Raw genomic sequence first — 17,785 nt, forward strand, 5'->3', positions numbered from 1 at the left:
CTGAGTACATCATTGGATCCTCCTGACGATTCAAACGCGGCTGGCAGCCACCCCCGATCGCACCACGTACGTCAGTGGGGGCTTGGATCGTTCCGGCTTGACCTTGGTCTCTTCCACTGCTGCAACGCAAACGTAAGCTGCGCAACCGGCCTCGATCCATGAAGATCCTGCATACGGTCGAGTCCTACCTGCCGTCACGCCATGGCATGTCGGAAGTGGTCAGACAGATCTCAGAACGACTGGTGGCACGCGGTCATCACGTCACCGTTGCCACTCGAAGCGATCCCGCGAGAACCTCCGATGTGATCGATGGCGTCCACGTCCGAGGCTTCAATGTCCACGGAAAAAGCGCTGTGGGGATGTGGGGTGACGTCTCGGGCTACCAGCGATTTCTACTGGGGTCCGATGCTGATGTGATCGTGAACTTTGCCGCACAACAGTGGGCAACCGATCTTGCACTGCCTTTGCTACCCAGACTCAGGGCACGCAAGGTATTCGTGCCAACAGGATTTTCTGCGCTTGGAGATCCAGCCTTTGCCTCCTACTTTTCCTCCATGGGAGAATGGATGCGCAACTACGATGCCTGCATCTTTCTTTCCGACGCCTACCGCGACATTGACTTCGCCCGTCGGGAAGGCGTGGTCAAGCTCGTGGTCATTCCCAATGGCGCGGCGGAGGAAGAATTCAACCGTTCACAAGAATCAAGCCTTCGCAAACGCCTAGGCATTCATGAAGATGAGGCGCTTATTATACATGTTTCAGGATACCTGTCGGTGGCGAAAGGTCAGGCAGAAGCTCTGCAGATCTTCTCAGCATCCAGATTGCGAAACGCCACTTTGCTGCTGATCAGCCCAGACTTTTCAAACTCGCTCCCAAGCCTTTTCACACCTCGTCAACTCATCCGTGCCCTGTACCACTTCTTACGTGGAAGGGGCATGCGAGCACTGGCATTCCCTGCTCAGCTACAGATCATGGGATGCCTCCAGCAACGGCGCAATCAACGGGCCAACCGACGGGTGATCGGCAGAGCACTCACGCGTGAGGACACCGTAAACGCCTTTCTGGCCGCCGACTTACTCCTGTTTCCCTCATGGATCGAGTGTTCGCCGTTGGTTCTCTTTGAAGCTGCCGCCTCACGAACACCGTTTCTGGTCACTGACGTGGGCAATGCGGCGGAGATCGTGCGCTGGACCGGTGGGGGGCGGATCCTGCCAGGCAAGCGCATGCTTGACCGTGAAGGCAGTGTCCATGCAGATGTCAAAGCCGGCGCATGCCTCCTGGACGCAATGTTCGAAGATCCAGCCATGCGTGCCCGAATGGCTGAGAGCGCGCATGCTGCCTGGCAAGCTCATTTCACCTGGTCTCGAATCGCGAACCACTACGAACAACTCTACGAATCCTTGCTGAGGGATGATGGAATCAAGGACCTTTTCTGTGTACCACACCTCAGCCAATGAGCCTACTCACTCTCATCTTCTCCAAAGACCGCGCCCTTCAGCTGGAGGCCACCCTCAATTCGTTTGCGTTGCATGCCCATGAAGCAGCGACTACACCGATCACGGTACTATTTCGCACCTCAAGCCCTGCCTTCAGACAAGGCTATCAACAGCTTGCCAAGGATTATACTGACAAACTCACCATTAACTGGGTTGAAGAAAATATGTTTCGAGACGATGTGCTCGCTCAGCTGCTTGGGCCTCGCCCATCCTCCCGTCGGGAACGATGGCTGCGTCGCCTTAGACTGCATCCTGCACCCCTTCAACACCAGCATCTTCTATTTCTGGTGGATGACAACATCTTTGTCAGGCCCTTTTCCCTCGATGCAATTGTTGACGCTCTGAACAATACGCCAACTTCCCTTGGCTTTTCACTTCGGCTCGGCCGCAACACAACAAATTGCTATTCGCTGCGGTGTACCCAGGCCCTCCCATCGTTTCAGCCAGGATTGCTTGGCCTTCGCTTTTCTTGGTCTGGCCAGACGGGCGACTTCGGATATCCGCTTGAAGTATCCTCCTCCGTATATCGCACGTGGGATCTGGCTCCGTTGCTGAGCCGACTTCCATTTAACAACCCCAATCGACTGGAGCAAGTTCTGGCCACCGCCAGCCCTTTACTGGCAGGGCGGCTTCCGGAACTTCTCTGCTTTGAGCAATCAGTGGCCTTCTGCGCTCCGGTCAACAAGGTGCAGACAGTTTTCGACAATCGCGCTGGTAGTAAGCAGGACAACTCCAGCGAAGCTCTCAATGAACTCTTCCTCAGGGGTACACGTGTGGACGTCGACTCCCTTGCAAACTTCAAGCCAGACGCTGCACATGTGGAACTTGATCTTCCACTTCATACAAGAAGTCTTCCATGAGCGAAAGAATTGCGACCTTGATCTGCATGAGGGGGAACACACCCCCAGCAATGGCCCTACGTGCGATCAGCAGCACAGCATCCAGTCTCACACGCCAGGACGTGATCTATCTGCGGGTCGATGGCGGCACATTGCCTCAGGCCCATGAGTTTCGCGCCGCCGCTGACCCTGTTCCGCTGATGCTGAGGGAGTCGCTTGAACACACTGGCCTTGCCGATGGACTCAATCAGCTGATCGATGAAGTGCTGCAAGATGCCTCGATCACATTGATTGCCCGCATGGATGCAGATGATGAATCGCTGCCCGGCCGCATGGAGGATCAGAGGCACTACCTTCAGGCCCACAACAAAGTGGACATTCTGGGAACTGCCTGTCGCGAGGTAGATGAACATGGCCAATACCTTCAGCTCAAACGCATGCCATCCCATCACAAAAACATCATCGCCGCTCTTCCTCGCAGGAATCCAATCAATCACCCAACCGTCATGATGCGAAGCCGAGTGTTCTCAGGCGGCCTTCGATATCGACTCGACGTACGTAGAACAGAGGATTACCACCTCTGGATCTCAGCGGCTCGAGCTGGATACGAGTTTGCCAACCTTGATCAACCCCTGCTCAATTTTCAAAGAGATTCCTCCTTCTTCCAGCGTCGTAGCGGCTGGAGACAGGCGATTGCAGACTTTCATGTGCGCTGGCGTGCCATCTGGGAGTTGCGTCAGATCACGCCGGCCAACCTTCTATGGGCCATGGCAGCTTTCGTGCTTCGCTTGCTACCTGCCAACATCCAGAGCTTCCTCTACAGACAAATACGATAAGCTAGGCCGTCTTGGAGAGGCGCCTGGCTAATGGCAGGGCCTACTGACCTGTTTCGCCGTTTCACCCCGCACCGACTCTCAGCAGGGTCGCAAAGCCTCCATCAACTTAACATGCGCTTAACAAACCGTTCCAGCCAGCGATCCACCTGCTGGCGCAAACCGAGGCCCAACGAGATCAAAACCCTGTTCAGGCGATTGCGAAGCAGAGAGGTCAGCATCACCCATCGCGTCCCCAGCCGAGCTGGCAATTGCGGAAATAGGAGTGATCCCAGAAGCAAGGAGAACGGCAAGGGCGACCATTCGACCACGAGTTGGTCGGCGTACTCTGGGCGTGCTAGCAATTCATACTTATCAAGCAAATACACACGTTCCCGCAAGCCAATTGATAGATCCTTGCCCACGGCATGGGTGATCTGGTTCTCAGATAAATAAGTGACATTGACCAAACGGTCTGACAAATACAAGACATCACCTCTTCCGATCTGACGGATATAAGCATCAACATCCACGAACCAGATCAAACGGGGATCGAAGTCCTGATAGCAGGATCTACGCATCAACGTTACACTCGGACAACCAATTCGATTCACTGACAACAATTCGTAAGGAAGAAGATCAGTAGTTTTCAGAAGCTTTTTATCGTCACCAAACGGTGCATAAGTAAACCCATACTCCTTGCCATTCTTGAATGCGTCACAACTGCAGAACAAGAAAGACACTGCAGTTTGATCAGCCTCAGAAGCAAAGAGAGAAAGACTCGCAGGGGCTGAGAACCAATCGTCGTGATGCATGATCTTGATCCAAGCTCCATGGGCTAGAGAGACACAGAAATTCCAATTCGCTGGTGAGCCAAGCCGCTGACGGTTGCGAACGTAGCGAAAACCTGGCAGGCCTTCATACGCAGCCACTAAAGCATCCAACTCATCGCTACAGGAATCATCACAAACAATGACCTCATAGTCGTTGAAATGTTGCTCACGAATCGAATGCAACAACCTCTGTAGACTTGCGCGATTCTTGTAGGCAGGGATGCAGATAGAAATGAACGGGCGCATGGCTAGCGGGGTTTCGCCCACCGACGCGCAAAGTATTCGCGCACGAGGTGGGTATTCAGAGCGATCCAGGATTCGCGTCGCACAACCTGAACACCCTCTTGTACCGGCACACAGACTGCAAGAAACTGATAGACAAATGAAAGCGGATCGCGCTTGATCCTTAAAAGTGACAATAGATCAAGATCATAATCCTGAATCTGCTTGTCCATCAGGAACGGACTGCGGCATAGGTAGACCAACTCGTCAACAACAAAGCCAGAAGAAGACAACAATTCGAGTAGATTCTGAAGATTAAAAAAACGCAAGTGAGTGCGCTCAAGGATTCCCCAATCGCTATAGCTCCATGATCCGCTCAGCAGCTCGGCACGAATGGAAGCAAAAGCAACATTAGGAACACTGAGCCAGATCTTACCTCCCTTTGTCAATCTTTCTTTAACCTGACTAAGCACAAGCGCAGGATCTTGCGTGTGCTCGATGACATCAGCAAGCACGATATTATCATAACCATTAGGGTTATCGCCTTGTGCGAATTGATCCAAATTGCCGTGGTGAAAGCATCGATAGTGAGCTGCGGCAAGCCTTGCCGCTATGGGCGAGGGCTCCACGCCATCGATCTCAACCTTCTTGGAACGCGCCGCCAGCAATTGAGCGAGGATGCCATTGCCCGCCCCTACATCGAGAACCGTACTGGCAGGAGCTATACCTGCACTGATCTGACAAAGCGGATTGGCTTGATCATCAAGGATACGACCAATGCCAGCAGGATCCAAAGCATAAGACTCTTCAGGGCGAGAAAACATGCTCACAGGCTGTCAGCACACCTATCACTAAGCTTTTGCCAGTAAACGCCTGTTCCATCGATCGGCATGATTTGGTCTTGAATGTGATGGCGCTCGCGAAAATCATGAACCGCCTTCGCACACGATGAGATGCAATAGTCGTCAACAATTACAAAACCACCAATACTGACCTTGCCATAGAGCGCGTCGAGGGCGACGATGGTTGACTCATACATATCTCCATCCAGACGCAGTACACTGATAGAATCGATCGACAATGTATGCAAGGTGTCCTTAAACCAGCCTTTGACAAACAGCACACGATCATCCAGCAGATCGTAACTGGCAAAGTTAGCGCGGACCTCATCGAGCCCCACTCGTAGAATATCAAGCTTGTAGTGTTCATCACCTGCGTCCTCTGGGTAGTCGACTGGGTTCGGTTTGGGCAAACCCTCAAAAGAGTCGGCCAACCAGACTCGCCGCTCCCCTTGACCATAGACATCGAATATGCCCTTCGCAAAGATACTGGCACCACCACGCCACACCCCCGTTTCAATAAAATCACCTGGAATATTTTCCTCAATAATCTTGCACAAGCAGTGGCGCAAGTTATCCATTCTTTGGACGCCAATCATGGTATGAGCGCTAGAAGGCCAATCAATGCCCCTATCACGCAACTCACTGTCATAATGGCGAACTGAAAACAGTTTTACATCACGACCCAGCAACAACCTGGAGAGCCTGGTTTTCCAGCGAGGCAGGGTTGCCTGCTCAATCACAGGATCCTTGTATATTGTATTCAAAAGCGCCTTCTTTAGGAGCTCAACATAGACTTCTCTCACGCTATTGAGCGGATGATCAGTGTTTTCCATCATACTCAAGTAGCTGCGAGGGTTGAATATTATACCCCACACAGGAAAAGCTCACAGCGCCCCAGCGTGGGTCCACGTCCTGAAAAGACAATCCTGCCTGAACTGGAATGCGAAAAGATGCACATCGCTGCAGAGAATCAATGGTTTCCCCACGGTTAATCAGCGACACGTCGAGAAAATAACGGCCGGGTATCAAAGGCAATCGCTCCAGCAAAAATCCGTAGCTAAAGTTTGCACCCCTGATACGAATCGCCTCGTCCATATCATTGGCGATGTACGTTCCAATGCGCTGTCCATTCTCTTGATTGATCCCGATAGCAAGCGTCAACTGAGCTGACTTATGCCTGAGTATGGGGGGTAACTCACCATGAATCTCAACTTTCACTGAGCCAGCATTCACAGGATTCATCTCCGGCGTCGGATGGGAAGCAGGCAGGAAGCGGCACTCAACCTGCTGAACCGCCATCGGATGGCTGCCACCTCGCTCAAGGAAGTCGAGAGTGGCTGACTTCCGAGAAGAGCAGAGCTCGTAATAGGCATTGGCAGCATCAGCAGGTTTGCCGTCAAAAGCAATCCGACCACGATCCAAAACGATCGCCCGTTCGCACAACGCGACAATAGAATCCATGCTGTGACTGACAAAGATGACCGTTCGCCCCTTGTCACCCAGTCTCTGCATACGGCCGAGGCATCTCTGCTGAAACAAAGCATCGCCTACAGACAGGACTTCATCAATAATCAAAATATCCGGTTCCAAGTGCGCAGCGACAGCAAAAGCCAACCGCACATACATGCCACTCGAATAGCGCTTGACTGGAGTATCGATGAATTGTTCAACCTCCGCAAAGGCTATAATATCATCTAAAATTACATCGATCTGACGTTTGCGCATCCCGAGAAGCGTTCCGTTCAGATAGATGTTTTCTCGACCAGTCAGTTCCGGGTGAAAACCTGTGCCAACCTCAAGCAGGGACCCGACCCTGCCTCTGATCTCAGCCACTCCAGTGGTTGGCTCGATGATTCGAGACAAGATCTTAAGAAATGTACTCTTGCCTGCTCCATTTCTACCAATGATGCCGAGGACTTGACCGCTTGGCACCTCGAAGCTGACATCTCTCAGAGCCCAGAAGGACTCGTGACTCAAGCGCTCCTTGGCGCGACCCAGCCGACGACGGATCAGCCCAGCAGGCCTGCCCGCTGCAGGGGAGCTGGGCTGAGACTCATCCAGCTGCTCAAGATGATCGATACGATAACATTTGCCTAGCGAATTAACTCGCACAGCAACATCACAACTTGAGCCGCTCTGATTGTTCATCTACACGTCAGCCAACGCCGTTGATTGCTCATATAATATCGGCAAAACCACGCTCTATATTCTGAAAAACCGCCATACCCACCGATAGAGACACCACCAAGCCCACGCCCATGCTGACCAGCATTTCCACACTCAAAGTTGTTCCCCCAAGCATGGACCAACGGAAGCCTTCAACCAGACCAACCGTTGGATTAAGTGCATAAAGAAATCTCCACTTCTCGGGGATAAGCTCCGTTGAATAGACCACAGGTGTGAGATAGATCCATGCCTGTAAAACAAACGGGACAGCAAATCCAAAATCTCGGAAGTAAACGTTTAACGAAGCCACCACAAGGGTGACGCCCAAGCCCATGGCAAGTGAGGCCAAAAGAAAGAGTGGCGCCGCCAAGACATGCCAACCGATTCCAACGGAAAACAAGAGCATCATCAACACCAATGCGAAAACGCTGACAAGGCTGTCGAGAACGACCGACCCTACAGAAGCGAGAGGAATGATCAGACGAGGAAAATAAATCTTGGAGAGCAAATTAGCGTTAGCTACAAGACTCCCGCCGGCACGCCCGATGGTATTGCTGAACAATCCCCAGGGGATCAAACCTGTGAAGACCATGAGAACATAGGGCTGGCCGTTGCTTGGCAAACGCCCGAAATTACCAAAAAGAACAGCAAAAATAATGGCCTGAGCCAATGGTTGCAACACCACCCAGGCCAGACCAAGACTTGTCTGCTTATAACGCAACTTGAGCTCGCGCAATGAAAGGAAGTAAAGAAGATCTCGGTACTCAAATAGTTCTTTCCATTCAAAGAATGAGAAGGCTTGTCTGGTTTGAATGCGGGTGATTTTCTTTGGCGAATCGGTTGCGACCATTTAACCCGGCAACCCCGCCATCAAGCTCCCCATCTCCAGGGCCTGCAGCCCATAGCTCCAGCCCAGGTTGCTCTTGATGCCTGCGCGTTCCAAGGCCTGCTGAAGGGTGTCGGTGGTCAGCACACCGAAGATCACGGGGATGCCTGTCTCCCGGGCGGCGGCTGCCACCCCCTTGCTGGCCTCGGCGACCACCACATCGAAATGGGGGGTATCGCCGCGGATCACGGCCCCGAGGGTGATCACCACCTGGTAGCGCCCACTGGCGGCCAGGCGCTGGGCCACCAGAGGGATCTCGAAGCTGCCAGGCACCCAGGCCACATCCAGCTGGCTGCTGCTCGCGGTCACATCAATGCCGTGCCGGCTCAGGCAATCCAGGCAACCACTCAGCAATCGGGTGGTGACGAGGTCATTGAAGCGGGCAACCACGACAGCGATCCGCAGGCCACTGGCCTCGGTGAACCGCCCTTCAAAGATGGCCAAGGGGTCAGATGACGAAGAAGCTCACGCCCCAGTTGAGCAGAACGAGGGCCACCCAAGCTGCTCCGCCCAGCAGGATCAAGCGGTTGGAGCGGCCGCTGTCCTCGTTGCTGGCGTAAAGCACGGGAATGGCCACGATCAGCGCGAAGGACAGCACCACCAGGGCCAGAACGGTGAGGGTGTTGAGGATCTGCATGGGTCCTTCGGGGGCCTTTGCGGGCTGGAAAAGGATTGTCCCACGGCGTTTCGGCTGATTCCGAGGGCGTCAGCCGATCCTTCACAACTTGTCGGGTGGGGCGTCGGGGTGAAGGGCCTGCAGGTGTTCGTCTGACGTTTCTGCATCGATGACCCTTGGGTGGTCGCGCCCCGACGACGGTTTCCCCAGGCTCCAGCTGGTGCTGCCCAAGGCCATGGGGCAGCACACAGCCTGGACCCGGCCAGGTGCTCCAGCTGATCTGCCTGCCCGATCGAATGGAGCTGCCGCCGCTGCCGCCGCCCAGGCCCCGCGCAGCGGCCTCAGGGGACCAACAGCTTTGAGCCAGCTGCTGGTGATGGCCTCCTCTGGCCGGATCAAGTTCAAGTTCTTCACGGAGGCCCCAACGCCGGCCCCTCGCCGAAGCGATCGAGCGACCTGTGCGGCTGTCGTGCCCAGCATCGGCCTGGTTGAGGTCCTCAGGAGGGTCCTGCGCGGGCATGGGGAAAGCCCGGCCCTGAGGGCGATCGCCTTGGGGCAGCGCGCTGAGAAGGTGGGATTGAGTCCCGAGATCGCCCTACGCGAGATCAAGCTGAGCCTGGAGCCCAAGCTGCCCTTGGCGGACTGCCCGATGTTTGCCACCGCACGGGCCTTTGTCGCCCGGTTGATCACTCAGGATTCGGGTCTCCAGGGGCTCGCCGGGGTGCGCTGGTGGCCGAACGCGATGGGCTGTGCCACCTACGATCACCGCCTTGGCAAGGGCGAAACGTGGCGGGGGAAGCCCAGGAACAGCTGTCGCTGCTGGCCTCCGCGGCGGTGCAGGGCAGCCTGTTTAGCCCTGCGGAGGCCTCACCCGAGGCCCCGGACGAGGCAGATCCAGGCAGCACCGAGCTGGACGATGAAGCGCTGATCGCCCAGGCCGCCGCCCGGCCCCGCAGGCGCCAGGCCCGGAGCGAACCAGAGGCCACCGACACGCACCTCGCAGGCAACTCCGGCGATGACGGCGCAGGCCCCAGGCCTGACGACGGAAACGCCGGCGGCTCCGACCTGCCCCGCTGGCACCACCACGGCCTGGTGGACCCCGAGGCGCTCCCGCCGATGCTGCGCCACTACGTGGAGCTCAAGGCCGCCCACCCCGATCGGGTGCTGCTCTACCGCCTCGGGGATTTCTTCGAATTCTTCTTCGAGGACGCCCTGCTGCTTTCCCGCCTGCTGGAGCTCACCCTCACCGGCAAGGAGGCGGGCAAACACCTCGGCCGGGTGCCGATGGCCGGAATCCCCCATCACGCCGTCGAGCGCTACTGCGCTGAGCTGGTGCGCCACGGCCTCAGCATCGCCCTCTGTGATCAGTTGGAGGCGGTGGCGGCCAAGGGCAGCCTGCTGAAGCGCGGCATCACCCGGGTGATCACCCCCGGCACCGTGCTGGAGGAGGGCCTGCTGGCGGCGCGGCGCAACAACTGGCTGGCGGCGGTGGTGCTGGAGGGGCCCCGCTGGGGCCTGGCGGTCACTGATGTGAGCACGGGGGAGTTCCGGGTCACCGAGCGGGAGGGCACCGACCGCCTGCACCAGGAACTGCTGCAGCTGGAGGCGGCCGAACTGCTCTGGCCCGGGGGGGAGACCGCCAGCGAAGACGCAAAGACCGACGCGATCGCCAGGCCCCCCTGGTGCCCCGAGGGCCTGCGGCTCACGCCCCTGCCCACCACCCCCTTCGCCACGGCCGAGGCCCGCCGCACCCTGCTGGAGCGCTTCGCCTTGGCCAGCCTCACTGGACTGGGGCTGGGGGAGACCCCCCTGGGGCTGCGGGCCGCCGGCGGCCTGGTGCGCTACCTCGATGACACCCAACCGGGCAGCTCGATCCCCCTGGAGCTGCCCCGCACCTGGTCCGCCGGCGATGAGCTGGTGCTCGATGCCCAGACCCGCCGCAACCTGGAGCTGACCCGCACCCAGATGGGCGGCGCCTTCCACGGCTCCCTGCTCTGGGTGCTCGATCGCACGCTCACGGCCATGGGCGGCCGGCGGCTGCGGCGCTGGCTGGAGGCCCCCCTGGTGGAGCTGACACGCATCCGCGCCCGCCAGGAGAGCGTCAGAGAACTGGTGGCCCAGCGCTCCCTGCGCCTGGCCCTGCGCCGGCTGCTGCGGCCCATGGGCGACCTGGAGCGCCTGGCGGGCCGGGCGGGGGCCGGCTCCGCCTCCGCCCGCGACCTGGTGGCGTTGGCCGATGGCCTCGAACGACTGCCGCGGCTGGCGGCCCTGCTGCAGGAGGCCTCCAGCGCCCCCCTGCGGGCCCTGAACGAGCCGCGGCCGGAGCTGGCGGCACTGGCCGCCCTGGTGCGCCACACCCTGCTCGATGCCCCCCCGATGGGCCTTACCGAAGGCGGCCTGATCCACGACGGCGTCGATGCCCGCCTCGATGGCCTGCGCAACCGCCTCGATGACCAGGACGCCTGGCTGGAGGCCCAGGAGCGCCAGGAACGGCGCCTGAGCGGCATCGCCAGCCTGCGGCTGCAATTCCACCGCAGCTTCGGCTACTTCCTCGCCGTCAGCCGGGCCAAGGCCCTGGCCGTGCCCGAGCACTGGATCCGCCGCCAGACCCTCGCCAACGAGGAGCGCTTCGTCACCCCCGATCTCAAGGCCCGCGAGGGGGCGATCCTGCAGCTCAAGGCCCGCGCCGCCCAGCGCGAATACGAGCTGTTCGCTGAGCTGCGCCAGCGGGTGGGCGCCCAGGCGGGTCCGATCCGCGCTGCCGCCCGCCGGGTGGCCGCCCTTGATGCCCTAGCCGCCCTGGCCGAGGTGGCCGCCACCGGCGGCTACTGCTGCCCGCAGCTCACGGACGGCCGCACCCTGCAGATCGAGGCCGGGCGCCATCCGGTGGTGGAGCAGCTGCTGGTGGAGGAGCCCTTCACCGCCAACGGCATCCATCTGGGCGAGGCGGGCCAGCCCGATCTGCTGGTGCTCACGGGCCCCAACGCCAGCGGCAAGAGCTGCTACCTGCGCCAGATCGGCCTGCTGCAGCTGCTGGCCCAGGTGGGCAGCTGGATTCCAGCCCGCTCCGCCCGCCTGGGGATCTGCGATCGGATCTTCACCCGCGTCGGCGCCGTCGATGACCTGGCCACGGGCCAGTCCACCTTCATGGTCGAGATGGCCGAGACCGCCAACATCCTTCACCACGCCACCGATCGCTCCCTGGTGCTGCTCGATGAGATCGGCCGGGGCACCGCCACCTTCGATGGCCTCTCGATCGCCTGGGCCGTGGCCGAGCACCTGGCCGAGGGAATCCGGGCGCGCTCGGTGTTCGCCACCCACTACCACGAGCTCAACGAGCTGGCCGCGCTGCTGCCCAACGTGGCCAACGTGCAGGTGCTGGTGGAAGAAACGGGCGAGCGGCTGAAGTTCCTGCACCAGGTGCGGCCCGGAGGCGCCAGCCGCAGCTACGGCATCGAGGCCGCCCGCCTGGCCGGGGTGCCGCCCTCGGTGGTGCTGCGGGCCCGGCAGGTGCTGAGCCGCATCGAAGCCAACAGCCATGTGGCGCTCAGCGCCCCAGCCAGGCTCGCCTGAGCAACGCATTCACCGTGGCCGCCGCCAGGGCCGCCCCCCCCTTGCTGCCCTCGAGCCGGATCTGGGCCAGGGGCGACTCGGCCAGGTGGCGCTTGCTCTCGGCCACCCCCACGAAGCCCACGGGCATGCCCACCACCAGGGCGGGGCGCACGGGTGAATCGGCCGCCGCGGCCAGCTCCAGCAGCCGCTCCAGGGCCGTGGGGGCACTGCCGATCAGCACCACCGCCCGCGGGTACTCCACCAGGGCCAGGGCCAGGCCTGTGGCCGCCCGGGTGCCCCCCTCGGGAGCCTGCGCCGGGGCCCAGTCCAGGGCGCTGCGCACCGGGTTGGCGAAGGTGCGCGCCGCCATCGGCGCCACCGCCGCCGCGGCCATGGCGGTATCGGTGAGGATCACCTCCCCGGCGGCCAGGGCCGAAAGGCCCGCCGCGCAGGCCCCGGGCCCGAAGCGCAGATCTGCGGCGATCGCCAGGTCGCCGCTGGTGTGCACCAGGCGCTCAAGCACCTCCTGCTGCAACGGATCAAGGCCCGTGTCGCCGAGCCAGTCGCGGATGCGCCGCACGCTTTCGGTGAAGATCGGGTGATCCATGGCGCGCCCATGCCGGTCCATCTCTACTGGGGCGACGACGAAGCCGCCCGCACCCGGGCCGTGGAGGCCCTGATCGCCCAGGTGATCGATCCCGCCTGGGCCAGCATCAACCTCTCCCGGCTCGATGGCAACGACCCCGCCCAGGCCGCCCAGGCCCTGGCGGAGGCGCGCACGCCCCCGCTCGGCGGCGGTGATCGGGTGGTGCTCCTGCAGCGCAGCCCCTTCTGCAGCGCCTGCCCCGCCGAGCTGGCCGCCCAGCTGGAGGCCGCCCTGGAGTTGATTCCCGCCAACGGGCACCTGCTGCTGGTGAGCCCCGGCAAGCCCGACGCCCGCCTGCGCACCACCAAGGCCCTCAAGGCCGTGGCCAACGAGAGAAGCTTCCCCCTGCCGGCGGTCTGGGATGGGGCCGGCCAGCTGGAGCTGGTGAAGGGCACCGCCGCCGCCCTGGGCCTCAAACTCACCGCCGGCGCCGCCGAAGCCCTGGCCGAAGCCGTGGGCAGCGACAGCGCCCGGTTGGCCAGCGAGCTGGAAAAACTGGGCCTGTACAAAGGCGACCAGCCGATCGACGCCGACGCTGTGGCCGCCCTGGTGGGGGCCCATGCCACCACCAGCCTGCAGGTGGGGGACGCCCTGCTGGCGGGCCGACTCGGCGACGCCATCGCCCTGCTCGACGCCCTGGTGGAGGCGAACGAGCCCGCCCTGCGCATCGTCGCCGCCCTCTGCAGTCAGATCCGGGGCTGGCTGTGGGTGAGCCTGCTGGAGCGGAGCGGCGAGCAGGACGTGGCCGTGATCGCCAAGGCTGCCGGCATCGGTAACCCCAAGCGCATCTACGTGATGCGCAAGCAGATCCGCGGCCGTCCGCCGGAGCGCTTTCTGACCCTGCTGTCTCAGCTGCTGGAGGTGGAGGCCGCCCTCAAGCGCGGCAGCGAACCCCGCGACGCCTTCCTGGACGGATTTCTGGCGGGCGCCGGCCCCGACGGATAATCACACCTCATTGCCCGCACCCGGAGCCATGGCCCTGCTGGTTCAGAAATTCGGCGGCACCTCCGTGGGCAGTGTCGAGCGCATCCAGGCGGTGGCCCGCCGGGTGGCTGACAGCCGTGAGCAGGGCCATGAACTGGTGATCGTGGTCTCGGCCATGGGCCACACCACCGATGAGCTCACCGCCCTGGCCCGCGCCATCAGCGATGACCCCCCCCAGCGGGAAATGGACATGCTCCTGGCCACGGGCGAACAGGTGTCGATCGCCCTGCTGGCCATGGCCCTGAACGCCCTCGGCGTGCCGGCGGTCTCGATGACGGGCCCCCAGGTGGGCATCGTCACCGAATCGGCCCATGGCCGCGCCCGCATCCTCGAAGTGCGCACCGACCGCCTGCGCCGGCGCCTCGATGAGGGCCAGGTGGTGGTGGTGGCCGGCTTCCAGGGCACCAGCAGCGGCAGCGGCGGCACCGCCGAGATCACCACCCTGGGCCGCGGGGGCTCCGACACCTCGGCCGTGGCCCTGGCAGCGGTGCTGGGGGCCGACGCTTGCGAGATCTACACCGATGTGCCCGGGGTGCTGACCACCGACCCGCGCAAGGTCAGCGATGCCCAGCTGATGGAGACAGTCACCTGCGACGAGATGCTGGAACTGGCCAGCCTCGGTGCCGCTGTGCTGCACCCGCGGGCGGTGGAGATCGCCCGCAACTACGGCGTGCCCCTGGTGGTGCGCTCCAGCTGGAGCGAGGCCCCCGGGACCCTGCTCACCAGTGGTGTGGGTCGTCGGATTGGCCACGAGGGCCTGGAGCTGGGCAAACCGGTGGACGGGGCCCAGCTGGAGGTGGACCAGGCGGTGATCGCCCTCTCCCTGGTGCCCGACGAACCGGGGGTGGCGGCGCGGCTGTTCGAGGCACTCTCGGCCGCGGGGCTCAACGTGGACCTGATCGTGCAGGCGACCCAGGAGGGGGCCACCAACGACATCGCCTTCACCCTCGCCGTGTCCCAGCTGGAGCGGGCCCGGGAGGTCTGCCAGGTGCTGCTGAACGCCACCGGGGCCGCAGATTGCGCCCTCAGCGCCCAAGGGGGCCTCGCCAAGCTGAGCATCTCCGGGGCGGGGATCCTTGGCCGCCCCGGGGTGGCCGCCCGGCTGTTCGACACCCTGGCCCGCAGCGGCATCAACCTGCGCATGATCGCCACCAGCGAGGTGAAGGTGAGCTGCCTGGTGGAGGGAGACCAGGCCACCAAGGCCCTGCGGGCGGCGGCGGCCGCCTTTGAGCTGGCCGATCACCAGCTCCAGCTCAACCCACCGCCCTGCGGCCTGGGGGATCCGGCGGTGCGGGGGGTGGCCCTCGACCGCGACCAGGCCCAGGTGGCCACGCGGCTGCTGCCCGACCGGCCCGGCACCGCGGCGCAGGTCTGCCGGGCCCTGGCCGATGCCGGCATCAGCCTCGATGCGATCGTGCAGTCGGAGCGCACCCGCGGCGATGGCGATGATCGCCGACGCGACATGAGCTTCACCCTGCGCCGCGACGATCTCGAGCGCGCCCGCCTTGCCCTGGCACCGGTGCTGGCCCAGTGGAGTGGCGCCCGCTTCGAGCAGGGTCAGGCGATCGCCCGGGTCAGTGCCGTGGGCGCAGGCATGCCCTGCACCCCCGGCACGGCGGCGCGCATGTTCCGCGCCCTGGCGGACGCAGGGATCAACATCGAGATGATCGCCACCAGCGAAATCCGCACCAGCTGTGTGGTCGCGGAGAAGGATGGGGAGGGGGCCCTGCGGGCGGTGCATGCCCGCTTCGGCCTGGGGGGAATCGCCATGCACCGGGCCGAGGGAACGGCCGCTCCGGTTTGAAAAGGGGCTCAGCTCCGATCAGCGCTTGCCCACCAACTTCTGACGCAGCTGCTTGATGCGGTCGCGCAGGCCCGCCGCCTCTTCGTACTCCAGGTTCTTGGCCGCGGCCTTCATCTTGTCCTCCAGCTGGGTAATGAGTTCCGGCAGGGCCTCCAGCGGCACCGTCTCATGGAGGGCCTCCTCGGTGGCCTGCTCCAACTGATCGTCGCTGAGGCGGCGCGAGAGCTCCAGCGAGGAAAGAATCGAATTACCGGCCCGCTTGCCTGCCGGCGTTGGGGTGATGCCATGCTTCAGGTTGTAGGCGTGCTGGATGGCTCGCCGCCGCTCGGTTTCGGAGATCGCCTTGGCCATCGAATCGGTGAGGTTCTCGGCATAGAGCAAGGCCTTGCCCTCCACGTGGCGAGCGGCCCGGCCGATGGTCTGGATCAAGGAGCGTTCAGCGCGCAGGAAGCCCTCCTTGTCGGCATCGAGGATCGCCACCAAAGACACCTCCGGCAGATCGAGGCCCTCCCGCAGCAGGTTCACCCCCACCAGGGCATCGAACACACCGTTGCGCAGGTCCTGGATGATCTCGATGCGCTCGATCGAGTGGATCTCCGAGTGCAGATAACGAACGCGCACGCCGTTCTCAGCCAGGTAATCGGTCAGGTCCTCGGCCATGCGCTTGGTGAGGGTGGTGATCAAGCAGCGCTCCCCCTTGTCGGCCCGCAGCCGAATCTCCCCGAGCAGGTCATCCACCTGGCCCTCGGTGGGGCGCACTTCCACGATGGGATCGAGCACCCCGGTGGGACGGATCACCTGCTCCACCACCTGTCCGACGCTGCGCTCCAGCTCCAGGGCCCCGGGGGTGGCAGAGACGAAGATCGTCTGGTGGGCCTTGGCCCAGAACTCCTCATCCTTGAGCGGCCGGTTGTCGGCGGCGCTGGGAAGCCGAAAGCCGTGCTCGATCAGCACCTGCTTGCGCGATTGGTCGCCGTTGTACATGGCCCGCAGCTGGGAGCAGGTGACGTGGCTCTCATCCACCACCAACAGCCAGTCGTCGGGGAAGTAATCGATCAGGCACTCGGGCGGGGTGCCCGCGTCGCGGCCGGCCAGATGGCGGGCGTAGTTCTCGACGCCATTGCAGTAGCCCACCTCCTTGAGCATCTCCAGGTCGTAGGTGGTGCGCTGCTCCAGCCGCTGGGCCTCCAGCAACTTGCCCACACCGTTGAGCTGATCCAGGCGCTGGTGGAGCTCCGCCCGGATCGCTGTGATTGCCCCCTCAAGCCGGTCCTTGGGGGTGACGAAGTGCTTGGCAGGGTAGATGTTCACCGCCTCCAGGCTCTGCAGAATCTCGCCGGTGGTGGGATCCACGTAGCGGATCGCCTCCACCTCGTCGCCGAACAGCTCGATGCGCACCAGCCGGTCTTCGTAGGCCGGGCCGATCTCGAGCACATCTCCCCGCACCCGGAAACGGCCGCGGGCCACCTCGGTGTCATTGCGGCTGTATTGATTGTTGACCAGTTCCCGCAGGGAGGTGCGCAGGTTGAGCGTTTCACCCACCTGGAATTTCACCGCCGCCTTGAGGTACTCCGAGGGAATCCCCAGACCGTAGATGCAACTGATCGAGGCCACCACGATCACGTCCTTGCGCTCGAACAGCGAACGGGTCGCCGAGTGGCGCAGCATGTCGATCTCCTCGTTGATCGAGGCGGTCTTGGCGATGTAGGTGTCCGAGACCGCCACGTAGGCCTCGGGCTGGTAATAGTCGTAGTAGGAGATGAAGTATTCGACGGCGTTACTCGGGAAGAACTCCCGCAGCTCGTTGCAGAGCTGGGCCGCCAGGGTCTTGTTGTGGGCCAGCACCAGGGTGGGCCGCCCTGTCTGGGCGATCACATTGGCGATTGAAAAGGTCTTGCCGGTGCCGGTGGCCCCCAGCAGGGTCTGGTAGCGCTCGCCATCATCGACCGCCCGCACCATCGCCTCGATGGCGGCCGGCTGGTCCCCTTTGGGGGTGTAAGGAGCCTGGAGCTGAAAACGGGCCATGCCCGGTGGGGCCAGGCACTGCCTGGTTGGCGGCCTCCAACTCTAGGAAACGCGGGCGGGGA

General features: G+C 62.0%; 15 protein-coding genes. 6 read left to right on the top strand and 9 right to left on the bottom strand.

Features of this window, described 5'->3' with window-relative positions; translation table 11 throughout:
- Positions 1-158: 158 nt before the first annotated feature.
- The 3 genes from KBY88_RS10555 (at position 159) to KBY88_RS10565 (ending at position 3,171) form a co-directional block, all read left to right on the top strand.
- The gene (locus tag KBY88_RS10555) at positions 159-1,457 is read left to right on the top strand and encodes a glycosyltransferase family 4 protein (RefSeq protein WP_254939897.1); all 1,299 of its coding nucleotides are present in this window, start codon (positions 159-161) and stop codon (positions 1,455-1,457) included.
- Entirely contained in the window at positions 1,454-2,356 is a 903-nt protein-coding gene (locus tag KBY88_RS10560) for a hypothetical protein (protein ID WP_254939898.1), read from the top strand. Before KBY88_RS10555 ends, KBY88_RS10560 begins: the two co-directional genes overlap by 4 nt.
- A 101-nt stretch (positions 2,357-2,457) precedes the next feature.
- Positions 2,458-3,171, top strand: a complete 714-nt coding sequence (locus tag KBY88_RS10565) for a glycosyltransferase (RefSeq protein ID WP_254939899.1) — start codon at positions 2,458-2,460, stop codon at positions 3,169-3,171.
- A 101-nt stretch (positions 3,172-3,272) separates the two neighbouring features.
- Here the strand turns inward: KBY88_RS10565 and KBY88_RS10570 are convergent, their stop codons facing one another.
- From KBY88_RS10570 to psbZ, 7 genes are read right to left on the bottom strand one after another with little or no spacing between them, the layout of a single operon-like run.
- Complete coding sequence (locus KBY88_RS10570) at positions 3,273-4,247, bottom strand: glycosyltransferase family 2 protein (protein WP_254939900.1); 975 nt, start codon at positions 4,245-4,247, stop codon at positions 3,273-3,275.
- On the bottom strand, positions 4,229-5,026 hold the full coding sequence (locus tag KBY88_RS10575) for a class I SAM-dependent methyltransferase (RefSeq protein WP_254939901.1): 798 nt from the start codon (positions 5,024-5,026) through the stop codon (positions 4,229-4,231). The genes KBY88_RS10570 and KBY88_RS10575 overlap by 19 nt, the downstream gene beginning before the upstream one ends.
- A 2-nt stretch (positions 5,027-5,028) precedes the next feature.
- Positions 5,029-5,877: a TylF/MycF/NovP-related O-methyltransferase gene (locus KBY88_RS10580; protein WP_254939902.1), complete on the bottom strand. Its 849-nt coding sequence runs from the start codon at positions 5,875-5,877 to the stop codon at positions 5,029-5,031.
- Positions 5,864-7,192: an ABC transporter ATP-binding protein gene (locus tag KBY88_RS10585; RefSeq protein ID WP_254939903.1), complete on the bottom strand. Its 1,329-nt coding sequence runs from the start codon at positions 7,190-7,192 to the stop codon at positions 5,864-5,866. The genes KBY88_RS10580 and KBY88_RS10585 overlap by 14 nt, the downstream gene beginning before the upstream one ends.
- Positions 7,193-7,220: 28 nt before the next feature.
- A complete protein-coding gene (locus KBY88_RS10590; protein ID WP_254939904.1) occupies positions 7,221-8,060 on the bottom strand; it encodes an ABC transporter permease in 840 nt (279 codons plus the stop codon).
- The gene (ribH, locus tag KBY88_RS10595) at positions 8,061-8,540 is read right to left on the bottom strand and encodes a 6,7-dimethyl-8-ribityllumazine synthase (protein WP_254939905.1); all 480 of its coding nucleotides are present in this window, start codon (positions 8,538-8,540) and stop codon (positions 8,061-8,063) included.
- Positions 8,541-8,544: 4 nt separating this feature from the next.
- Positions 8,545-8,733 (bottom strand): photosystem II reaction center protein PsbZ, encoded by a 189-nt coding sequence (gene psbZ / locus KBY88_RS10600; protein ID WP_254939906.1) that lies wholly within the window; start codon positions 8,731-8,733, stop codon positions 8,545-8,547.
- A gap of 765 nt (positions 8,734-9,498) precedes the next feature.
- On the opposite strand from psbZ, the gene mutS reads away from it, so the two are divergent.
- Entirely contained in the window at positions 9,499-12,285 is a 2,787-nt protein-coding gene (gene mutS / locus KBY88_RS10605; protein WP_254939907.1) for a DNA mismatch repair protein MutS, read from the top strand.
- On the opposite strand, the gene KBY88_RS10610 is transcribed toward mutS, so the two are convergent.
- A complete protein-coding gene (locus tag KBY88_RS10610; protein ID WP_254939908.1) occupies positions 12,260-12,871 on the bottom strand; it encodes a precorrin-8X methylmutase in 612 nt (203 codons plus the stop codon). The two genes, mutS and KBY88_RS10610, sit on opposite strands and share 26 nt — an antisense overlap.
- A gap of 9 nt (positions 12,872-12,880) precedes the next feature.
- On the opposite strand from KBY88_RS10610, the gene holA reads away from it, so the two are divergent.
- Positions 12,881-13,855 carry a DNA polymerase III subunit delta gene (gene holA / locus KBY88_RS10615; RefSeq protein ID WP_254939909.1) on the top strand — a complete coding sequence of 325 codons (975 nt, stop codon included), beginning with the start codon at positions 12,881-12,883 and terminating at the stop codon, positions 13,853-13,855.
- A gap of 28 nt (positions 13,856-13,883) precedes the next feature.
- Positions 13,884-15,698, top strand: coding sequence for an aspartate kinase (locus KBY88_RS10620; RefSeq protein WP_254939910.1), 1,815 nt, complete (start codon positions 13,884-13,886; stop codon positions 15,696-15,698).
- Positions 15,699-15,716: 18 nt separating this feature from the next.
- Here KBY88_RS10620 and uvrB read toward each other — a convergent pair whose 3' ends face one another.
- Positions 15,717-17,723, bottom strand: a complete 2,007-nt coding sequence (gene uvrB, locus KBY88_RS10625; RefSeq protein WP_254939911.1) for an excinuclease ABC subunit UvrB — start codon at positions 17,721-17,723, stop codon at positions 15,717-15,719.
- Between the last annotated feature and the right edge of the window lie 62 nt (positions 17,724-17,785).

The sequence above is a fragment of the Cyanobium sp. Morenito 9A2 genome (genome assembly GCF_024345575.1).
In the GTDB taxonomy this organism is placed as follows: domain Bacteria; phylum Cyanobacteriota; class Cyanobacteriia; order PCC-6307; family Cyanobiaceae; genus ATX-6F1.